General features: G+C 61.7%; 22 protein-coding genes. 13 read left to right on the top strand and 9 right to left on the bottom strand.

Features of this window, described 5'->3' with window-relative positions; genetic code table 11:
- Window positions 1-110 precede the first annotated feature (110 nt).
- Complete coding sequence (greA, locus tag ACK4FH_RS09045) at window positions 111-584, top strand: transcription elongation factor GreA (protein WP_409812848.1); 474 nt, start codon at window positions 111-113, stop codon at window positions 582-584.
- Window positions 585-814: 230 nt separating this feature from the next.
- Here greA and ACK4FH_RS09040 read toward each other — a convergent pair whose 3' ends face one another.
- The gene (locus ACK4FH_RS09040; RefSeq protein ID WP_409812847.1) at window positions 815-1,294 is read right to left on the bottom strand and encodes a hypothetical protein; all 480 of its coding nucleotides are present in this window, start codon (window positions 1,292-1,294) and stop codon (window positions 815-817) included.
- A 50-nt stretch (window positions 1,295-1,344) separates the two neighbouring features.
- A complete protein-coding gene (locus ACK4FH_RS09035) occupies window positions 1,345-1,830 on the bottom strand; it encodes an Lrp/AsnC family transcriptional regulator (protein ID WP_409812845.1) in 486 nt (161 codons plus the stop codon).
- 94 nt (window positions 1,831-1,924) lie between these two features.
- Between ACK4FH_RS09035 and ACK4FH_RS09030 the strand changes: the two genes are divergently transcribed.
- The 8 genes from ACK4FH_RS09030 to ACK4FH_RS08995 all read left to right on the top strand — a co-directional run bounded on the left by ACK4FH_RS09030 (window position 1,925) and on the right by ACK4FH_RS08995 (window position 9,559).
- The gene (locus ACK4FH_RS09030; protein ID WP_409812843.1) at window positions 1,925-2,902 is read left to right on the top strand and encodes a mitochondrial fission ELM1 family protein; all 978 of its coding nucleotides are present in this window, start codon (window positions 1,925-1,927) and stop codon (window positions 2,900-2,902) included.
- 131 nt (window positions 2,903-3,033) lie between these two features.
- The gene (locus ACK4FH_RS09025) at window positions 3,034-3,690 is read left to right on the top strand and encodes a 2OG-Fe(II) oxygenase (protein WP_409812841.1); all 657 of its coding nucleotides are present in this window, start codon (window positions 3,034-3,036) and stop codon (window positions 3,688-3,690) included.
- Between the two features lie 32 nt (window positions 3,691-3,722).
- On the top strand, window positions 3,723-5,702 hold the full coding sequence (locus tag ACK4FH_RS09020) for a hypothetical protein (RefSeq protein WP_409812840.1): 1,980 nt from the start codon (window positions 3,723-3,725) through the stop codon (window positions 5,700-5,702).
- An 82-nt stretch (window positions 5,703-5,784) separates the two neighbouring features.
- Complete coding sequence (locus tag ACK4FH_RS09015) at window positions 5,785-6,354, top strand: DUF2975 domain-containing protein (protein ID WP_409812839.1); 570 nt, start codon at window positions 5,785-5,787, stop codon at window positions 6,352-6,354.
- 9 nt (window positions 6,355-6,363) lie between these two features.
- The gene (locus ACK4FH_RS09010; RefSeq protein WP_409812837.1) at window positions 6,364-6,615 is read left to right on the top strand and encodes a helix-turn-helix domain-containing protein; all 252 of its coding nucleotides are present in this window, start codon (window positions 6,364-6,366) and stop codon (window positions 6,613-6,615) included.
- A gap of 213 nt (window positions 6,616-6,828) precedes the next feature.
- Window positions 6,829-7,434: a peroxiredoxin gene (locus ACK4FH_RS09005; protein ID WP_409812835.1), complete on the top strand. Its 606-nt coding sequence runs from the start codon at window positions 6,829-6,831 to the stop codon at window positions 7,432-7,434.
- A gap of 105 nt (window positions 7,435-7,539) precedes the next feature.
- On the top strand, window positions 7,540-8,505 hold the full coding sequence (trxB, locus tag ACK4FH_RS09000; RefSeq protein WP_409812833.1) for a thioredoxin-disulfide reductase: 966 nt from the start codon (window positions 7,540-7,542) through the stop codon (window positions 8,503-8,505).
- A 136-nt stretch (window positions 8,506-8,641) separates the two neighbouring features.
- Window positions 8,642-9,559 (top strand): sulfotransferase domain-containing protein, encoded by a 918-nt coding sequence (locus ACK4FH_RS08995; RefSeq protein WP_409812831.1) that lies wholly within the window; start codon window positions 8,642-8,644, stop codon window positions 9,557-9,559.
- Here the strand turns inward: ACK4FH_RS08995 and ACK4FH_RS08990 are convergent.
- Window positions 9,556-10,053 (bottom strand): HAD family hydrolase, encoded by a 498-nt coding sequence (locus ACK4FH_RS08990; RefSeq protein ID WP_409812829.1) that lies wholly within the window; start codon window positions 10,051-10,053, stop codon window positions 9,556-9,558. The genes ACK4FH_RS08995 and ACK4FH_RS08990 overlap by 4 nt on opposite strands.
- Before the next feature lie 41 nt (window positions 10,054-10,094).
- Window positions 10,095-10,562, bottom strand: coding sequence for a Dps family protein (locus tag ACK4FH_RS08985; RefSeq protein WP_409812828.1), 468 nt, complete (start codon window positions 10,560-10,562; stop codon window positions 10,095-10,097).
- Between the two features lie 170 nt (window positions 10,563-10,732).
- On the opposite strand from ACK4FH_RS08985, the gene ACK4FH_RS08980 reads away from it, so the two are divergent.
- Both ACK4FH_RS08980 and ACK4FH_RS08975 read left to right on the top strand, forming a co-directional pair.
- Complete coding sequence (locus ACK4FH_RS08980) at window positions 10,733-11,545, top strand: M48 family metallopeptidase (protein ID WP_409812827.1); 813 nt, start codon at window positions 10,733-10,735, stop codon at window positions 11,543-11,545.
- Between the two features lie 96 nt (window positions 11,546-11,641).
- A complete protein-coding gene (locus ACK4FH_RS08975) occupies window positions 11,642-12,280 on the top strand; it encodes an MT-A70 family methyltransferase (RefSeq protein ID WP_409812825.1) in 639 nt (212 codons plus the stop codon).
- Between the two features lie 14 nt (window positions 12,281-12,294).
- Here ACK4FH_RS08975 and ACK4FH_RS08970 read toward each other — a convergent pair whose 3' ends face one another.
- The 5 genes from ACK4FH_RS08970 to ACK4FH_RS08950 form a co-directional block, all read right to left on the bottom strand.
- Window positions 12,295-13,038, bottom strand: coding sequence for a BglII/BstYI family type II restriction endonuclease (locus ACK4FH_RS08970; RefSeq protein ID WP_409812824.1), 744 nt, complete (start codon window positions 13,036-13,038; stop codon window positions 12,295-12,297).
- Between the two features lie 106 nt (window positions 13,039-13,144).
- Window positions 13,145-14,347, bottom strand: a complete 1,203-nt coding sequence (locus tag ACK4FH_RS08965; protein WP_409812823.1) for a pyridoxal phosphate-dependent aminotransferase — start codon at window positions 14,345-14,347, stop codon at window positions 13,145-13,147.
- Window positions 14,348-14,445: 98 nt separating this feature from the next.
- On the bottom strand, window positions 14,446-14,826 hold the full coding sequence (locus ACK4FH_RS08960; protein WP_409812822.1) for a hypothetical protein: 381 nt from the start codon (window positions 14,824-14,826) through the stop codon (window positions 14,446-14,448).
- On the bottom strand, window positions 14,826-15,440 hold the full coding sequence (locus tag ACK4FH_RS08955; protein ID WP_409812820.1) for a pyridoxamine 5'-phosphate oxidase family protein: 615 nt from the start codon (window positions 15,438-15,440) through the stop codon (window positions 14,826-14,828). The genes ACK4FH_RS08960 and ACK4FH_RS08955 overlap by 1 nt, the downstream gene beginning before the upstream one ends.
- 10 nt (window positions 15,441-15,450) lie before the next feature.
- Entirely contained in the window at window positions 15,451-15,630 is a 180-nt protein-coding gene (locus tag ACK4FH_RS08950) for a DUF1272 domain-containing protein (RefSeq protein ID WP_409812818.1), read from the bottom strand.
- A gap of 109 nt (window positions 15,631-15,739) precedes the next feature.
- On the opposite strand from ACK4FH_RS08950, the gene ACK4FH_RS08945 reads away from it, so the two are divergent.
- Window positions 15,740-17,248, top strand: a complete 1,509-nt coding sequence (locus ACK4FH_RS08945) for a PLP-dependent aminotransferase family protein (RefSeq protein WP_409812816.1) — start codon at window positions 15,740-15,742, stop codon at window positions 17,246-17,248.
- A 10-nt stretch (window positions 17,249-17,258) separates the two neighbouring features.
- Entirely contained in the window at window positions 17,259-17,867 is a 609-nt protein-coding gene (locus tag ACK4FH_RS08940) for a glutathione S-transferase family protein (protein ID WP_409812814.1), read from the top strand.
- The last annotated feature ends 156 nt before the right edge of the window (window positions 17,868-18,023 follow it).

The following is an 18,023-nucleotide window of genomic DNA, read 5'->3' as shown; positions in this document are numbered from 1 at the left end:
GCGCCGCCTCACTCACTCACAATCGGCTTGTTGTCCCGCCACATGGGTTCCCCGGACGGAACCGGGCGGGATTTTCATCAACCGGAAGAGAAGAAAGATCGTCGAGCGAAATGGAAAAGATTCCAATAACTTCCGAAGGCTACAAGGCCCTGGAAGAGGAGGTCAGGTTCCTGAAATCGGTGGAGCGGCCGCGCATCATCAAGGCGATCGCGGAAGCCCGTGCGCATGGCGATCTGAGCGAAAACGCGGAATATCACGCCGCGAAGGAGCAGCAGGGCCTCAATGAGAGCCGCGTGGCGGAACTCGAGGACAAGATTTCCCGCGCCGACATCATCGACGTGTCGAAGCTTTCCGGCGACACGGTGAAATTCGGCGCGACCGTCGATCTCGTGGACGAGGATACGGAAGAGGAAGTGACCTATCAGATCGTCGGCGAGACGGAAGCCGATGTGAAGAAGGGCCGCGTCTCCATCACCTCGCCCATCGCCCGCGCGCTGATCGGCAAGGCGGCCGGCGACAGCGTGGAAGTCGTGACGCCTGGCGGCGGCAAGAGCTATGAAATCCTGAAGGTTCGGTTCAAGTAGGGGGCCGACTTCACTTCACACCATAAAAAAACACGTCATGGCCCGGCTTGTCCGGGCCATCCACGTCTTGGCTGAGTCAGCAAGAAAGAAAGACGTGGATGGCCAGCATGAAGCGGGCCATGACGCGTAGTTGGTTGGAGTGAAAAACCCTCACTCCTCTTCCAGCATCTCCACCGGCACGCCGGGCTCGTGTTTCAAGCGGCGGTTTTTGCTTACTGGTGACCTGACTTTTAGTATGCGACCCCTACTTTAATACAGCCCCAGATGAACATACCCAACGAGCCGGCACCTGCGAAAACGGCCAGCCAGTTCAGGAGCATTGCGAAGCGCCATTCTCGCTTCGCAGCGCTTGTTTCCACAACATAAGGCCAATCCCATTGCCTGTCGTATCCGATGAGCCAGCGGGCATATAGCGAATTAGTAAGATATGCGAGGGCCGCAGAAAGAACCGCCAGCCCAGCCCCCCAAGCGAATTTGCCGAGCGCACCGATAAAGGGGATCAGCATCTCTATTTGATTTTCAGAACTGTGATTGGACGAAAAGATGCTTGCGAGAAACCCCAACAAGGCAACGCTGGCTCCGCCGTTCAACAGAAGCAGCGCTCGCAAGGCCAAATTCGCAGATTCAATGGATGATGCCTCCATCGCTTCCGCTCTACGCGCGTGATCGCGAAACACCTCTTTTGCCCATTCGTGAGGATCAACGCTCAAATTTGTCTCCTCGCAAATCTATAATTGAGTTGAACCGTCAACTTCCATCCTCACTCCTCTTCCAGCATCTCCACCGGCACGCCGGGCTCGTGCTTCGAGCGGCGGATGGTGAGCGAGGTGCGCACGCTTGCGACATTGGGCGCGGGCGTGAGCTTCTCGGTGAGGAAACTCTGGAAGGTGGAAAGGTCCGGCGCGACGCACTTCAATATGAAGTCGATTTCGCCGTTGAGCATGTGGCACTCGCGCACAAGCGGCCATGTGGCCACTTCCGCCTCGAAGGCCTTGAGATCGGCTTCCGCCTGGCTGTGGAGCCCGACCATCGCGAACACCGTCACCTCGAAACCGAGCGCGCGGCCGTCGATATCGGCGTGATAGCCCTTGATGAAGCCCGCCGTTTCGAGCGCGCGCACGCGGCGCAGGCATGGCGGCGCGGAAATGCCCACCCGCGAGGCCAGATCGACATTGGTGATGCGCCCGTCCGCCTGCAGCTCGGCAAGTATCCGCAGATCGATATGATCGAGCTTTGCCCGCTTCATGGGGCCCTCGGCAGGTGACTTGTGGTTCCCGCTGTTTTACTTACTCTCTTGAGCGCCGCGTTTCAGCAATAATATTACCGGATAGCGCACGAATATGACCGAAATCCCCGCCAATCTCACCTGCTGGGTGCTGACCAATGGCATGGCGGGCTTCGAGACGCAGGTGATCGGCGTGGCCGAGGCACTGGGCCTCGCGCCCGAGGTGAAGCGCGTCGCCCCCACTCCGCCCTTCAAATGGTTGGCGCCTCACGGCCCGGCGCAGCCGCAAGAAGGCATCGCCCCGCCCTGGCCGGATGTGCTGATCGCTTCCGGCCGCCAGTCGATCCCCTATGCGCGGATGATCCGGAAGAAATCGGGCGGGCGCACCTTCACGGTGATCCTGCAGGACCCGCGCGTCAGCCCTGCGAATTTCGATTTCGTCTGGGCGCCCGCGCATGACCGGCTTACGGGCCCCAATGTGCTGTCGACGCCCGTTTCGCCGCACCGTCTGACGCAGAAACGCCTCGCGGAAGAAGCCGCGCTCTTTGCGCCGCAGGTGGCGCACCTGCCGCATCCGCGCGTCGCCGTGCTGATCGGCGGCACAAATGCCGTCTATCAACTGAGCGAGGAGGTCACCGCAAAACTCGGGCGAGAGCTTGCCGCCATTGCGGGGAAGGGCGCAGGACTGATGGTGACGCCGTCCCGCCGCACCGGCGAGCGGCAGACGCAGATCATCGCCGAGGCGCTGAAGGGCCTGCCGGCCATCGTCTGGGACGGGACGGGCGCAAACCCCTATTTCGGATTTCTCGGGCTCGCCGATGCCGTCATCGTGACCTGCGATTCGGTGAACATGGTGGGCGAAGCGGCCTTCACCGGAAAGCCCGTCCATGTGATCGAACTAGAGGGCGGATCGCCAAAATTCCGGCGCTTTCTCGATGCCATGTATGAAAGCGGCGGCGCCCGCCCCTTCCGCGGCGCGCTTGAAAGCTGGGCCTCGCATCCCTTAAATGCGACAGACGAGATCGCCGCCGCCATCGCTACGCGCCTCAAGGCCCATATTGCAGGTTTAAAGGCGCAAGAAACCAGGGGTTAATGGAGCAAGGTTAATCAGGGTGCGGCAATTCGTTCCCGCGACATTTGGGCGGTTGCGATTGCCGCTATAAGCTCCACATCATCGCGGCACGAAACGGAAGCCCCGCCGGGCAAGGACAAGGCAGAGCCATCATGAGCCTGATCGACATCGAAGCATTGCGCGCCACGCCGCTGAAGACCGACCCCTACGACTATTTCGTGGTGCCGGCCTTCGTGACCGGCAAGGCGCTCGACAGCGTGATCTCCGATTTCCCGAATATCGACTCGACGGGCTCCATCCCGCCGAGCGAGCTCGACATTCATGGCAGCTTCCAGCAACTGCTCGACGAGATGAACGGGCCGGAGTTCCGCGAGGCGATCGAGGAGAAGTTCGGCCTCGACCTCTCCGACCGCCCGACCATGTTCACCATTCGCGGCTTCTGCGCGCGCAACAACGGCAAGATCCACACCGACACCAAATCGAAGATCATCACGGTGCTGCTCTATCTCAATCAAGAGTGGGAAGCGGGCGGCGGGCGGCTGCGCATCCTGCGCTCGGGCACGGACCTCAATGACGCGGTGGAGGAAGTCTCGCCCAATGGCGGCACGCTGCTCGTCTTCCGCCGCTCCGACAATTCCTGGCACGGGCATGAGCCTTTCGAGGGTCAGCGCCGCGCCATCCAGATGAACTGGGTGACGGATGAGGAGGTGGTGGTGCATGAACAGCGCCGCCACCGCTTCACGTCAACGCTGAAGAAGCTCAACCCCTTCGGCTCCCGCGCCACGCGAGAAGCCGAAGGCACCTACTGAGTTTTCGAGTACACGACCGCCGGGAAAGTTTGATGACGCTGCAGATCGAGACCTTCAAGAATGCCGATCTTTCGCATGGCTGGCGCCCCGGCAACAATGCAGGCGGCGCGACGCTTTTCAAGGCGCTCGGCCATCCGCTGACCGCGCCGAAGGGCGAGGCGCTGATCGCCGATCTGGCAAAGGCCGGCCCCGTCGCGGTCTACGATCCTTCCGGCACGATCGGCAACTTCCACGCCTATTACAATCTCGCCCGCCTCGACATCGCCGGTTACTTCGTGCAACGCATCGAAGACCTCGGCTCCGCCTTTCTCGGCCATGAGGCAAAGCCCGTCAGCGCGATGAAGGCATCGGGTGCGAAGGCGGTTCTCGTCCTCACCTTCGATGCGGGCAAGACGCTCCCCTCGATCCAGCATGTGTTTCCGGAAGGCGCGCGCGTGGCGACGCTCGACGACATCCGCCTGCCCGACGACATGCTGACCAACAAGGCGAACTATCTCGACCCGATGAACTTCGCGACCAATTTCGCGCTGATGCGCGAAAGGAAGGGTGCGAACGGCCATGACGGCATCCACACGCGCGTCGCCAGCGCGAATTACTGGGGCCTGCACGGCGCCGACAAGCCGGAACTCTGGCTCTGCCTCTTCGACGAGAAGGGAAACCAGCTCGCCGAATGGCGCGAGACCATGCCCGCGCCCGGTGCGCCCTTCATCATCGACAGCGCGGAAGTGCGCAACCGCTTCGGCCTCGACGATTTCACCGGCTCGCTTTTCATCCATGCCGTGCGCATCAAGGGCCATGACGTGGTGAAATATGCGCTCGACATGTATGGCGAGAACGGGCTCGCGCTGTCCTGCAGCCATGATGCCAATGCCTGGCCGGCGGACTACTATGCCGGTATGCCGGCAGGCGACGCGGATGAGCGCGTGACGCTCTTCGTGCAGAACTCGCACCCGATGCCCATTCCGCCGCGCACCGTCGGCCTCAACATCATGGGCGCGCAGGACGTCGCCTGGTACGAGGATGAGATCCCGCCCTTCGGCACGCGCGGCATCCCCGTGGAAAGCCTGCTGCCGGATGCGAAATGGCCGGACCAGATCGAGATCGTCGCAGGCCGCTATTTCGTGCGTCCGCGCTACGAGGTGATCCGCGGCAACGGCCAGCGCCGCCTCGCCCATGCGAATGTCGAGCGCACCGACCTGAAGCCGAACCCGGAAATTCCGAACCTCGAAAAACATATGGGCAAGGGCTACATCATGCCGCTGCCCATCCTGCCGCGCGACAAGTTCGAAACCGTGATGCTGCCGACGCCGATGGCGCGCGACGAACATGAAATGCCGCTGCGCGCCGAAATGATCGACGCGAACGGCACCGTGGTCGCCACCAAATATCTCGGCCGCATTCCGCGCCGCGAAAGCGTGGAGGTCGATATCGAGAAATGGATGAAGGAAGAGGCGCTGAAGCTTCCTTCAGGCTATGGCCATGTCGAATTTCTCTACGACTTCCGCAATGGCGGCGAGGCGAATGGCTGGCTCCACGCGCTTGGCCGCTTCGAGCAGAAATCGAGCGGCCACCGCGCCGAGACGATTTTCGGCGCGCATATCTACAACACGGCGGTGATCTACAAGGACGAGCCGCAGAGCTATACCAACAAGCCGCCGGGGCTGACGACGCGCCTCTTCCTGCGCATCGCGGGGCCCGCGCTCGAAGACGGCGCGATGGATACGCTCTGCCACCTGATCTATCCGGCCTCGACGGAATGGCACCCGAAAAGCTCGACGCTTCTCATCCTGCATAATGCGGAAGGCCAGCCCATCGCCGAAACGAAGGTGGAAATCGCCTGCGGCGGCTCCTTCCACTGGCGCCTGTCGGAAATGTTCAGCATGGAAGACCGCGAACGCATGGGCGGCGCGGGCTATGTCATCATCCGCGACACAACCTGCCGCCTCTTCGGCTTCCACGGCCTCGTCAACGGCGACAAGAGCTTCTGCCTGGACCATATGTTCGGGTTTTGAAATTATTGTTAAACAATAAATAATTATTGTTTTACGATAATTTTTGTGTAGAGTTCCGGTGTCACATCACTGGAGCCCCATCATGCCAAAGACTTCCTCACTTGCCCTCGATATAGAGGCAGCGCATCACCGTATCCGCGTGACCAGTCTCTGGCTGCGCTGCATTTGCCTTGCATGCACCCTTCTGGTGGTGGCTGGCAATGCCAGCTTCTGGATTATGGTCACTCCTACTTCTGACTGGCTTCCCGCGGAAGTCATTGGCAAAGTCGGACAGGACAATCTGACTCTCCCCGTTCGCGCAGGCGGGTTTGTCATCGGCATGATTCCCGCATCGGCGATGATCTGGGGACTGCTCGCACTGGCGAGTCTCTTCCGTTCCTATGCCGACGGTAACTATTTCTCGCCCGTGACAGTAGCAAGTTTCCGCCACCTCGGTTTCGCGGCTTTATTCGGATGTATTGCGCAAACCCTCTACGGCGCGATGGTGACGCCGCTGGTGACTTTCGGTAATCCGCCGGGGGAGCGCTTCGTGACGATTTCCATCGGCACAGTAAATGTCGGCCTTCTTTTGCTCGGATTCGCGCTGATTGTAGTCTCTTGGGTAATGGAAGAAGCGCGGAAGATCGAAGATGAACAGCGCCAGTTCGTTTGAGGAGTCGCCATGCCCAAGGAACGAGATGATACGACCACCCGTCACGGCACCATTGCCATCCATCTCGACCGCATGCTCGTCGAGCGTCGTGTCACTGCTCGCGATCTCGCGCGCGAGGTCGGTATTACGGAAGCCAACCTGTCGCTTTTACGAACCGGCAAGGTGAAAGGTATGCGCTTTCAGACTTTGGCAGCAATCTGCTCCGTTCTCGCCTGTCAACCCGGCGAGCTTCTTTCTTTTGAGCCCGAAGAAGCCCGCTAGACCGCGGGAGTGCTTTGCCGTTACGGTTACGAGATTCATCCCACTCCCCGTGCCGCCAATCCTCCCACCGCCTGATTTTCCCGCAGAAATCCGCCGTGTTTTATTGTCGCAGTGCAGCAAAAAACCTTGAATGTTCCTTAGAACGGGTCTAGTTAGCGGGAAAGCCGAATTCTCCCTTCCCGGCTTTCTCACCCGTTTCAAAGGAGTATTTTCATGGCCGTTCTCGTTGGCAAACAGGCTCCCGATTTCACCGCCGCCGCCGTCATGCCGGATGGCGATATCGTCGAGGATTTCAACCTCCGCGCCTATCTCAACGGCGCCTACGGCCTTGTCTTCTTCTACCCGCTCGACTTCACCTTCGTCTGCCCGTCGGAAATCCTCGCCTATTCGAACCGCGTGCCGAAATTCGAGGCGATGAATGTGAAGGTCGTCGCCGTCTCGGTCGACAGCCAGTTCACCCATGCCGCCTGGCGCAACACGGCGCCGAGGGATGGCGGCCTCGGCCCGGTGAAGTTCCCGATGGTGGCCGACATGACGAAGCAGATCGCGCGCGACTATGACGTGCTGATCGAGAAGGACGGCGTGGCGCTGCGCGGCACCTTCCTGATCGACCGCGACGGCGTCGTCCGCCATCAGCTCGTGAACGACCTTCCGCTCGGCCGCAATGCCGACGAGGCGCTGCGCATGGTGGATGCGCTGCAGTTCCATGAAGAGCATGGCGAAGTCTGCCCGGCCGGCTGGCAGAAGGGCGAGGAAGGCATGAAGGCCGACGCCGCCGGCGTCGCGAAGTATCTCGGCGCCCACGCCGAGGCGCTCTGAGCCTTTTGGCGGCGCCCGCCGGTCCCTATATAGTGGGTTGACCGGCGGGCCCGCCTTCCTGCCCTTCCCGTTCCGCCCGTTGCGGGCCAAACGCAAAGAAGCACCATGTCCGACAGCAAGCATGCAAAAGTCCTCATCATCGGCGCCGGCGCGGCCGGCTATACGGCGGCGATCTATGCTGCGCGCGCCATGCTCGAGCCCGTTCTCATCCAGGGCATCCAGCCCGGCGGCCAGCTCACCATCACCACCGATGTCGAGAATTATCCGGGCTTCGCCGAGGCCATTCAGGGCCCCTGGCTGATGGAGCAGATGGAAGCGCAGGCGCGCCACATGGGCACCGAGATGGTGGCCGACACGATCGTCTCCGCCGATCTGAAGAAGCGTCCCTTCGAACTAAAGGGCGACAGCGGCACGCTTTACACCGCCGACGCGCTCATCATCGCGACAGGCGCACAGGCGAAGTGGCTCGGCCTTCCTTCCGAACAGCATTTCCAGGGCTTCGGCGTTTCGGCCTGCGCCACCTGCGACGGCTTCTTCTATCGCGGCAAGGAAGTGCTGCTGATCGGCGGCGGCAATACCGCCGTCGAGGAAGCATTGTTCCTCACGAACTTCGCCTCCAAGGTGACGGTGATCCACCGCCGCGACAGCTTCCGCGCCGAAAAGATCATGCAGGAGCGCCTCTTCAAGAATCCGAAGATCGAGGTGATCTGGGATTCGACGGTCGAGGAAATCGTGGGCACGGACGATCCGCGCAGCGTCACCGGCGCGAAGGTGAAGAACCTCAAGACCGGCGAGACGCGCGAGATTCCCGCGCATGGCGTTTTCGTTGCCATCGGCCATGCACCCGCGACGGAGCTTTTCATCGGTCAGCTCGACATGAAGGAGGGCGGCTACCTGAAAACCGCGCCCGGCACGCCGCGTACCAACATCCCCGGCGTCTTTGCGGCAGGCGACGTGACTGACGATGTCTATCGTCAGGCCGTCACGGCGGCGGGCATGGGCTGCCAGGCCGCGCTCGAAGCCGAACGCTGGCTCGCCGCACAAGAGGCGCACGCCGAAGCGGCGGAGTAAACGCCACCGCACTTTCCCTTGGAATTTGAGACAAACCGCCCGGATGCTCTCCGGGCGGTTTTCTTTTGCGCTTCTCCCCCGCCCATGCAGGCGCTAACCTCCCCTCCGTTCACGGGGGCATGGGGGCGCAGGGAACATGACGACACCTGACAGTGTCTGGCCGCAAAAGACGCGCGAGCTGCACAGCAATCATTTCGAGTCGACCGTCTGGAACCGGTTCAGGTTCCGGGATGGTGACATCGTGATCTCGACCTATGGCAAGGCCGGCACGACCTGGACGCAGCAGATTGCCGGTCAGCTGATCTTCAACGGCGCCGAGGACGTGCCGGTGAATGAGCTTTCGCCCTGGCTCGACCTGCGCGTGCCGCCTGCGGAAGTGAAACTCGAGGCACTGGAAGCGCAGACGCATCGCCGCTTCATGAAAACGCATCTGCCGGTCGACGCGCTCGTCTATTCGCCCAAGGCCCACTACATCTATATCGGCCGCGACGGGCGCGACGTACTCTGGTCGATGTACAATCACCACGTCAATGCGAACGATGCCTTCTACGAAGCCCTGAACGAAACGCCGGGGCTCGTTGGCCCCAAGATGGAGCGCGTCACGACAGACGTGCGCAGCTATTTCAACGAATGGATCGCGCGCGACGGCTATCCCTTCTGGCCCTTCTGGGAAAATGTTTCGAGCTGGTGGGCGATCCGGCATCTGCCGAATATCCACTTCATGCATTTCGAGAACATGAAGCGCGACCTTGCAGGCGAAATCCGCCGCCTTGCCGCCTTTCTCGAAATCGGGATCGACGAGGCGCGCTTCCCCGCGATCGTCGAACATTGCACATTCGACTACATGAAATCCCATGCCGACAAGAGCGCACCCCTTGGCGGCGCGCTATGGGATGGCGGCGCCACGACCTTCATCAACAAGGGTACGAATGGCCGCTGGCGCGACATTCTGAGTGCGGAGGAAAGCGCCCACTACGAGGCGCTGGCGCGTGAGAAGCTCGGCGAGCAATGCGCCCATTGGCTGATGACCGGCGAAGGCTTCAGCCGCAGCTAGCCAAGCTCCAGAAGATCGATCAGGGCGCCCATCTCCGAAATGACATGGGCGCCTTCGTTTTCGAGAGCCGCCGCATCGGTCAGCGGATCGCCTGCATAGCCGATGACCGGCATTCCCGCCGCCACCGCCGCCTGCACACCGGGCACACTGTCCTCGATCACGGGGCAGCGGGACGGCTCATGCCCCATACGCGATGCCGCATGGAGGAAGAGGTCGGGCGCGGGCTTGCCGGCGCGCACTTCTTCCGCGCTGAACAGAACATCCTCCACCAGCGGCAAGAGCCCCGTCATGCCGAGCGTGAAACGCATCTTCTCGAACTTGCCGGACGATGCCACGCAATAGGGACGCCCGCGCGTCTTCAGCTCATGAATGACATCGCGGGCGCCAGCAGCCGGTTCGCCACCGGCTCGGTGTCGACCAGCACGCCGTCGCAGTCGAATATAATGAGGGAGGGGGAAAAGGAAAACGCCATGCCCGCTTATAGCCGCGGACATGGCGCTTTCATCTTCAAATCTTGTGACAGCAGGTTACCGGATCATTCCACCGAGCTGCGGAGCATCCATGCCGTCTTCTCGCTCGCATCCATGCGCTGGACCATGAGGTCCGCCGTCACCTCGTCAGCGGCGCCGGACGCAACCTTGAAGAGATCGCGCGCGGTCTTCACGACCTGCTCATGGCCTTTCACGAGATTCTTCACCATCTGCTCGGCACTCGGCACGCTGTTGTCCTCCTGGATGGAGGTCAGCTTGCCATATTCGGCATAGGTGCCCGGCGCGAACTGGCCAAGTGCGCGGATGCGCTCCGCAATCAGGTCCGTCGCGGCCCAGAGCTCGCGATACTGCTCCTCGAACATGAGATGCAGCGAGCGGAACTGCGGTCCGGTTACGTTCCAGTGGTAATTGTGGGTCTTCAGATACAGCGTGTACGTGTCTGCGAGCACACGCGCGAGCCCTTCGGCAATTTCATTCCTGTCATTCGCTGCGATGCCTGTATCGACTTTCACGGTACACCTCCTTTTTAGGTTCGAGACAATATATAGCCCATAATCAACAAAATGCAAGATAAATTAGAATTATTCTAATAGCTTGCATGCAGCCCCGAACCGCCGCACTTACCGTTGCCGCATTGCTGTCCTAGACTGGCACTCGTGCCCTCAGCCAAGTGGAGACCGGGATGACCACTCTCATCGAATTTCTCGATAGCAAGCCCATCGAAATGAACCGGCGTCAGCTCGTGAAGGGCCTTGCAGCGGGCTATATCGTCGCGCTTGGCGGATGCGTACAGAACCAGCAGCTCGGCCGGCAGCAGTTGCTGCTCGTTTCCGAGGCGCAGATGACGCAGCTTTCCGCCTCCGCATGGAATCAAATCCGCCAGCAGAAAAAAGTTTCCACGAACCAGACATTAAATCGCAGGCTGAATACGGTCGGACCGAAACTGGTGCAGGCGGCAGGGCTGCAGAACCAGCCCTGGGAGTACACCGTCTTTCAGGGCAATGAGGCCAATGCCTTCGTGCTGCCGGGCGGCAAGGTCGGCTTCTATGAAGGCATTTTCAAGCGCATGGAAAATGACGACCAGCTCGCCACCGTGCTCGGCCACGAAATTGCGCATGTTGCCGCGCGCCATTCGGCCGAGCGCTACAGCCAGCAGGTAGCCGCCGGCACGGCGATGCAGGCAGCCCAAATCGGCCTGCAATCGGGTGATGTGAGCGGTGCAAGCCAGATCGCGGCCATTCTCGGCGCGGGCGTGCAGTTCGGTATCCTGCTGCCCTATTCCCGCACCCATGAGTTGGAGGCCGACCGGCTCGGCGTCACCTATATGCACAAGTCGGGCTACGATCCGCGCCAGTCGCTCCGCTTCTGGCAGAACATGTCGGCGCAGCGCAGCGGCGGGGCGCCGCCGCCCGAATTCATGTCCACCCACCCCTCGGACCAGACACGCATCTCCGCGCTTCGCCAGCACCTGACGGCGCTCGGCTATCAGGTATGATCTTTATCCACAACAAGGTGTGGGATGGCGCTTTACGTCATCCCACATCTATGTTGATATCCGGTACAAAATAAGAACTTCTGGAAAGGCACATTGATGGCGTCCGCAGGAGAAGATCTGCTGACATTCGTTGGCGATCAGAAGTTCGCAACCATTCTCGCCGACCCGCCGTGGCAGTTTCAGAACCGCACAGGAAAGGTCGCGCCGGAACACAAGCGCCTTAGCCGCTATGGCACCCTGACGGTCCCCGAAATTTCTTTGCTGCCTGTGTCTGACATCGCCGCACCGACCGCCCATCTCTATCTCTGGGTGCCGAACGCGCTGCTTCCGGATGGTCTCGCCGTGATGGCCGCGTGGGGCTTCAACTACAAATCGAACATCGTCTGGCACAAGATTCGGAAAGATGGCGGCAGCGATGGCCGTGGCGTCGGATTCTACTTCCGCAATGTGACCGAACTGCTGCTCTTCGGCGTGCGCGGAAAGAACGCAAGGACACGCGAAGCCGGGCGCCGTCAGGTCAACTATATGGCAACCCGCAAACGCGAACACAGCCGCAAACCCGACGAACAATACGACCTGATCGAGTCCTGTTCCCACGGACCCTATCTGGAGCTTTTTGCCAGAGGGACGCGCCCCAACTGGGCACTATGGGGTAATCAAGCAGCGGATGATTATGCACCGACGTGGAAAACCTATGCGCACCACTCGCAGGCGCACCGTATCGCTGCAGATTGAATGCCGCACACGATCTAGTCGAACGCAACGATCGTATCCGGCAATCCGATCAGCAAAAGCGGACACGGATTTCCAACGCCGCGATGGACGCGATCTTCAAGCTTGCGCCAATGTGTGGTGGCTGCACCGAATTTGTCCGAAACAAATTGATCGGCCCAGGCATCCCGGAATGTCACCGGGTTCTTATCGCGGTCGACGCGGCGCAGAACCGACTCTTCCTGCCTGTTGGTAGGGTTGAGACCGAGCCGTCTCAGATCCTCAAATGACTCCACTCGATTGAGGCCCGCATATCGAGCAACAAATTCCTTCATTCTGTCCTGAAGCGATGCACCGCGCGTCACAATCGCACCGACAGATATTGCGCCTTCGGCGTGCAGCCGTTTGAAGTTCTCCAGATCGCGGTCGAAGAACGGATCCTTGTTGTTCCACTCAATCTCCAACGCCACCGCCTTACCATCCGGAAAGTAGCGAACATGATCGATCTCATGGCTGATCGACTCCCGCTCTACTTTGTTGATTGTCTTCCTGATCTCGAAATTGGCCTTCTTCCAGCCAAGCTCACTCAGCGTCCTGCGCAGCCGCTGTGTACCCTTGGCTTCGCCGCCGCCCGATCGAATGATCTCGTCAATGGGAATAGTGAGGCCTTGCAGCGCCACGCTCAATTCTTTCATCGCCTCCGGGAAGTCCACCGACAGAATGGCCCAGGCATGGGAATGAAATTCGATCTGGAAACCGCGGGCTCTTAGATTGTCGAACATGCTTCCCCCTCAAAATCCGGTCCATATTGACCACATGACGGGGCAAGATCCACCCCAACAAAAAGGCCCCGCATTGCGGGGCCTTTTCATTTGGAAGCGCCGTGCTTCAGAGCAGGCTAGCGCAGAAGCGCTGGATGCGTTCGCAGGCGTCGGTGAGTTCTTCCGTGGACGTCGCATAGGAGATGCGGAAGAAGGGCGAGAGGCCGAAGGCCGCACCATGCACCACCGAAATGCCTTCCGCCTCAAGCAGCGCGAGCGCGAAATCCTCGTCCGTTTCGATAACCTTGCCCGTCGTCGTCTTCTTGCCGATACAGCCCTCGCAGGACGGATAGACATAGAAGGCGCCTTCCGGCGTCGGGCATTTCAGCCCCTTCGCCTGGTTGAGCATGGAGACGACGAGGTCGCGCCGTTCCTTGAAGGCCGCCGCCCGCTCCGCAATGAAATCCTGCGGCCCGTTCAGCGCCTCGACGGCAGCCCACTGGCTGATCGAGGTCGGGTTGGACGTCGACTGGCTCTGCACTTTAGTCATCGCCTGGATGAGCGGCGCCGGGCCCGCGCAATAGCCGATACGCCAGCCGGTCATGGCATAGGCCTTCGAGACGCCGTTCATGGTGAGCGTGCGTTCGTAGAGACCTGGCTCCACCTCCGCCGGCGTGGCAAACTTGAAGCCGTCATAGGTGAGGTGCTCATACATGTCGTCCGACAGGATCCAGACATGGCTGTGCTTCATCAGCACATCGGTGAGCTTCTTCAGTTCGGCAGCCGTATAGGCCGCACCGGAAGGGTTCGAGGGCGAGTTGAAGATGAACCACTTGGTCTTCTTCGTGATCGCCTTGTCGAGCACTTCGGGCTGCAGCTTGAATCCGTCCTCAAGCTTGGTTTCGAGTGCGACCGGCGTGCCGCCAGCAAGCTCCACAATGTCGGGATAGGACACCCAGTAGGGCGCGGGAATGAGCACCTCGTCGCCCGGATTGATCGTCGCAATCATGGCATTGAAGATGATCGGCTTGCCGCCCGGCGCCACGAAGGCCTGGTTCGGCTGATAGTCGAGCCCGTTCTCGCGCTTGAACTTGGCGCAGATCGCTGCCTTCAGCTCCGGGATTCCGTCGACGGCGGTATACTTCGTCTTGCCCTCGCGGATCGCCTTGATGGCCGCTTCCTTGATGTTGTCGGGCGTGTCGAAGTCGGGCTCGCCGGCCGCAAGCGAAATCACGTCGCGGCCCAGGGCTTTCAGGTCGCGCGCTTTCTGCGTGGCGGCAATCGTGGCCGACGGCTGAATGCGGTTGAGCGCGTCCGAAATAAAGCCCATGTGACATCTCCGGGGTTGGGCGATTGAATGAACGGGCGCAACCTAAGCCCGCCCGTTTGCCCGCGCAACAGGCTTCCCCGGCCCCGGCGCCGATTTCCTCAGGCCCGCAGCCAATAAAGCACGAGCGCAACGAAAAGCAGCGCCGACCCGGCAATATCAGCCACTGCCACCCGGGCGATGAGGGGGTTCGGGTCGCCCTGCAGCCGGGCAAAGACCACGAAGGAGAGCATGCTGGCAAAGCCGAGCACGAAAGCGGCGGGCTGCAGCTCCCGGCGGAAGGCGGCGGCGATCAGGAAAAGCCCGATCAGCCCCAGCATTACCGCCCGGTGCTGCATCAGGGTGAGGAGATTCGGTTCCGAAAAATCGAGCCCGTAAAGCCCGCGAAGCTGCCGCGGCCCGAACATGCCGATGGCCGGGTAAGCGTTCAGAAGCCCGGTCAGGACGAAGATCACGCCGATCACGATGCTGTGCATGTTCATCACTCCGCCGGAACCGCCGCGATGTCGCGCACCGGCTCGCCGAATGTCATCTGCATCGGAACGACGCCCGCCCAGACGGGAAGGTCCATGTCTTCCGCATCGTCGATGGGGCCGCCCGTCCGGACCTTTGCCGCTACCTCGATGAGCGGCAGGCGCAGCACTTCCGTCGCCTTCGCTTCCTGCTTGTTGGCGGGCCGCTCGCCGCCCGGACGGCCTTCCCGCACCCGCGCCGTGAACAGCGCCATGGCGCGGTCCTTTTCGGCGCCGGATAGTGCCTCGGCACTCCCATGCGCCATCACTGAGCGATAGTTCATGGAGTGGTGAAAGGCCGAGCGCGCCAGGACAAGCCCGTCCACATGCGTAACCGTGAAACACATCGGCGCGCCTGCCGCGAGCACACGCATGAAACGCGCCTTGCGCGAGCCGTGGAACAGCACGCTCTCCCCGTCCCGCACATAGAACATGGGCAACGCGACGGGCCCCGCCTCGGTCGCGAAACCGATATGCGCGAGATAGCCCGCGTCGAGAATGGCGTGAACCGTCTCGCGGTCATAGGCCGCGCGCTTCGCGACCTGCTTTACGCGATAGGGCTTCGATGTGGGGTAGTCGCTCATGATGGCATTCCTAGATGTCGATCGTCCGCTTCGGCCGGGCCAGAAGCTCGCCTCCGCAATTCGGGCAGCGATGGTCCATCGCCCCGGCGCAAGGCGGACAGAAGGTGCATTCGAAGCTGCAGATTTCGGCCGCGCCGTCCTTGGGCGTCGGTGCGTCGCATTTCTCGCAGGCTGGTTTCATTTCGAGCATGGGCGGCGTTCTCCGGTCTGTGCGGCCCGGACTATTTGCCCAGATTGGCCCTACCAGAAGGTCCATTCATGGAAATATGATAGAGCCATATTGAATTGAGGACTTGCCCATGCCCGCCACGCCCCTGCCGCTCGGCACCATCGCACTCGACGCGGATGCCGCCTCGCCCCTCTACCGCCAGCTCTATGACGCGCTGCGCGAGGCGATCCTTGAAGGCCGCCTCGGCCCCGGCGCGCGGCTCCCCTCCTCGCGCCTCCTCGCCACAGAACTCGGCGTCGGCCGCAACACGGTGCTTGCCGCCTACGACCAGTTGACGGCGGAGGGCTATCTCGAAGGACAAGTGGGCGCTGGCACGGTTGTCGCCGCAACGCTGCCCGACAGCCTGCTGCAGCTCGACCGCCAGGCACAAAGCGTGAAGCCGAAGCCTGCCAACGCCAACAGCCGCCAGCTTTCGAAGCGCGGCCAGGCCCTCTCGGCCACGCGGCGCCTGACGCCCGGCTATGCACGCGGCATCGGTAAGCCGTTCCAGCACGGTCTGCCTGCCATTGACGAATTTCCGGCCATGCTCTGGAGCCGCCTTCTTGCCCGCCATTCGCGCGACACGCGGACCGCCCTTTTCGGTTATGAGACGGGAACCGGCGTCGAAACGCTGCGCGAGGCGATCGCGGCCTATGCGGGCGCGGCGCGCGGCGTCACCTGCACGAAGGATCAGGTGATCGTGACGGTGGGCGCGCAGGGCGCACTCGATCTCGCCGCTCGGATGCTGCTCGATCCGGGCGATCCGGTCTGGCTGGAAGATCCCGGCTATCTTGGCGCGCGCGGCGCGCTGGCGGGCGCGGGAGCAAATCTCATTCCGGTGCCTGTCGATGCGGAGGGCCTCGATGTGGCAGCGGGCATTGCCCGCCATGCCGCGCCGCGCCTCATCTATGTCACGCCGTCGCACCAGTTCCCGCTCGGCGCGACGCTGTCGCTTCCCCGCCGCCTCGCCCTGCTCGACCATGCGCGGCAATGCGGCGCTTTCATCCTCGAAGACGACTACGACAGCGAATACCGCTATCAGGGCCGCCCCATCGCCTCGCTTCAGGGACTCAATAAGGCGGATACCGTCATCTATATGGGCACCTTCGCAAAGACGCTCTTTCCCGCCATCAAGCTCGGCTATCTGATCGTGCCGGAAGCCCTGGTCGACGCTTTTGCCGCGGCCATTCGCATCTCCGGCCATGTACCGCCTGCGGCGGTTCAGGCGGCGCTCGCGGATTTCATGGCCGATGGCCACTACGGCGCCCATATCCGCCGGATGCGCGCGATCTATGCGGAGCGCCGCGCCTGCCTGCTGGCCGAGATCGAGGGCAGCCTCGCGCCCTGGCTCCGTCCGGCGCCGGGCGAAGGCGGGCTTCAGCTGTCGGCCTTCCTGCCCGATGGCGCAAACGATACCATGCTTGCCGCCGCCGCTTCGCAGGCCGGCCTTCATGTGAGCCCGCTCTCGCTCTACCGGCTGGAAGAAGGGCCTCCGGGCCTTTATATGGGCTATGCCTCCATCCCCGAACCGGCTCTGAAGCGCGGTACAAGGGAGCTTGCCGAGGTGCTGCGTGCAAACCGCTGCCCCACCTGGCCGTGAAAGGATCGATATGCGCCTCTACCAGATGCAGGACAGCGGCAATTGCTACAAGGTACGCCTCGCCGCGCATCAGCTGGGCCAGCCCCTCGAACTCGTGGATGTGGACATCCTGAAAGGCGAGAGCCGGACCGAGGATTTCCTGAAGCGCAATCCGAATGGCCGCGTCCCGACGCTGGAACTCGGGGACGGACGCAGCCTGCCGGAATCGAACGCGATCCTCTTCTGGCTCGCCGAGGGCACAGCACTTCTGCCGGACAATGGCTTTGCCCGCGCTCAGGCCCTGCAATGGATGTTCTTCGAGCAATATAGCCACGAACCCTATATTGCCGTCGCCCGCTTCTGGCATTCGATCAAGCCGGGCGGCCGCGAGGAAAAGGCGGCAATGTTTCCCGAATGGCACCGCCGCGGCCATGACGCGCTCGCCGTGATGGATCGTCACCTCTCATCGCATGAATGGTTCGCAGGCGGCGCCTATTCCATCGCCGACATCGCGCTCTATGCCTATACGCATGTCGCGCATGAAGGCGCTTTCGACCTCGCGCCCTACAACGCCGTGAACGCCTGGCTGGCGCGCGTGCAGAATCAGCCACTGCATGTGCCGATGAGCTGGCGTCCGTAGGCGGAGAATCCTCCCGAAATTCCCGTGTGAGCCGGCGTGACACAAAATGGCCTTGAAATGGGTCCGGTCCTGTCGCCTTTCGTGACCCGTTGCGCCCCATTTCCCCGCGACAATTTGTCCGCCTGAGGAGGGTCAGTCTTGGGCGCGCCAAAACGC

This window comes from Parvibaculum sp., assembly GCF_046297875.1.
Lineage (GTDB): Bacteria > Pseudomonadota > Alphaproteobacteria > Parvibaculales > Parvibaculaceae > Parvibaculum.
This window is presented reverse-complemented; position numbering and strand designations above follow the sequence as displayed.

Excerpts from the sequence above, each read along its gene's own strand:
- greA (WP_409812848.1), top strand. The coding sequence starts at position 111 with ATGGAAAAGATTCCAATAACTTCCGAAGGCTACAAGGCCCTGGAAGAG.
- ACK4FH_RS09035 (WP_409812845.1), bottom strand. The coding sequence starts at position 1,830 with ATGAAGCGGGCAAAGCTCGATCATATCGATCTGCGGATACTTGCCGAG.
- ACK4FH_RS09030 (WP_409812843.1), top strand. The coding sequence starts at position 1,925 with ATGACCGAAATCCCCGCCAATCTCACCTGCTGGGTGCTGACCAATGGC.
- ACK4FH_RS09025 (WP_409812841.1), top strand. The coding sequence starts at position 3,034 with ATGAGCCTGATCGACATCGAAGCATTGCGCGCCACGCCGCTGAAGACC.
- ACK4FH_RS09020 (WP_409812840.1), top strand. The coding sequence starts at position 3,723 with ATGACGCTGCAGATCGAGACCTTCAAGAATGCCGATCTTTCGCATGGC.
- ACK4FH_RS09015 (WP_409812839.1), top strand. The coding sequence starts at position 5,785 with ATGCCAAAGACTTCCTCACTTGCCCTCGATATAGAGGCAGCGCATCAC.
- ACK4FH_RS09010 (WP_409812837.1), top strand. The coding sequence starts at position 6,364 with ATGCCCAAGGAACGAGATGATACGACCACCCGTCACGGCACCATTGCC.
- ACK4FH_RS09005 (WP_409812835.1), top strand. The coding sequence starts at position 6,829 with ATGGCCGTTCTCGTTGGCAAACAGGCTCCCGATTTCACCGCCGCCGCC.
- trxB (WP_409812833.1), top strand. The coding sequence starts at position 7,540 with ATGTCCGACAGCAAGCATGCAAAAGTCCTCATCATCGGCGCCGGCGCG.
- ACK4FH_RS08995 (WP_409812831.1), top strand. The coding sequence starts at position 8,642 with ATGACGACACCTGACAGTGTCTGGCCGCAAAAGACGCGCGAGCTGCAC.
- ACK4FH_RS08990 (WP_409812829.1), bottom strand. The coding sequence starts at position 10,053 with ATGTCCGCGGCTATAAGCGGGCATGGCGTTTTCCTTTTCCCCCTCCCT.
- ACK4FH_RS08980 (WP_409812827.1), top strand. The coding sequence starts at position 10,733 with ATGACCACTCTCATCGAATTTCTCGATAGCAAGCCCATCGAAATGAAC.
- ACK4FH_RS08975 (WP_409812825.1), top strand. The coding sequence starts at position 11,642 with ATGGCGTCCGCAGGAGAAGATCTGCTGACATTCGTTGGCGATCAGAAG.
- ACK4FH_RS08970 (WP_409812824.1), bottom strand. The coding sequence starts at position 13,038 with ATGTTCGACAATCTAAGAGCCCGCGGTTTCCAGATCGAATTTCATTCC.
- ACK4FH_RS08965 (WP_409812823.1), bottom strand. The coding sequence starts at position 14,347 with ATGGGCTTTATTTCGGACGCGCTCAACCGCATTCAGCCGTCGGCCACG.
- ACK4FH_RS08960 (WP_409812822.1), bottom strand. The coding sequence starts at position 14,826 with ATGAACATGCACAGCATCGTGATCGGCGTGATCTTCGTCCTGACCGGG.
- ACK4FH_RS08955 (WP_409812820.1), bottom strand. The coding sequence starts at position 15,440 with ATGAGCGACTACCCCACATCGAAGCCCTATCGCGTAAAGCAGGTCGCG.
- ACK4FH_RS08950 (WP_409812818.1), bottom strand. The coding sequence starts at position 15,630 with ATGCTCGAAATGAAACCAGCCTGCGAGAAATGCGACGCACCGACGCCC.
- ACK4FH_RS08945 (WP_409812816.1), top strand. The coding sequence starts at position 15,740 with ATGCCCGCCACGCCCCTGCCGCTCGGCACCATCGCACTCGACGCGGAT.
- ACK4FH_RS08940 (WP_409812814.1), top strand. The coding sequence starts at position 17,259 with ATGCGCCTCTACCAGATGCAGGACAGCGGCAATTGCTACAAGGTACGC.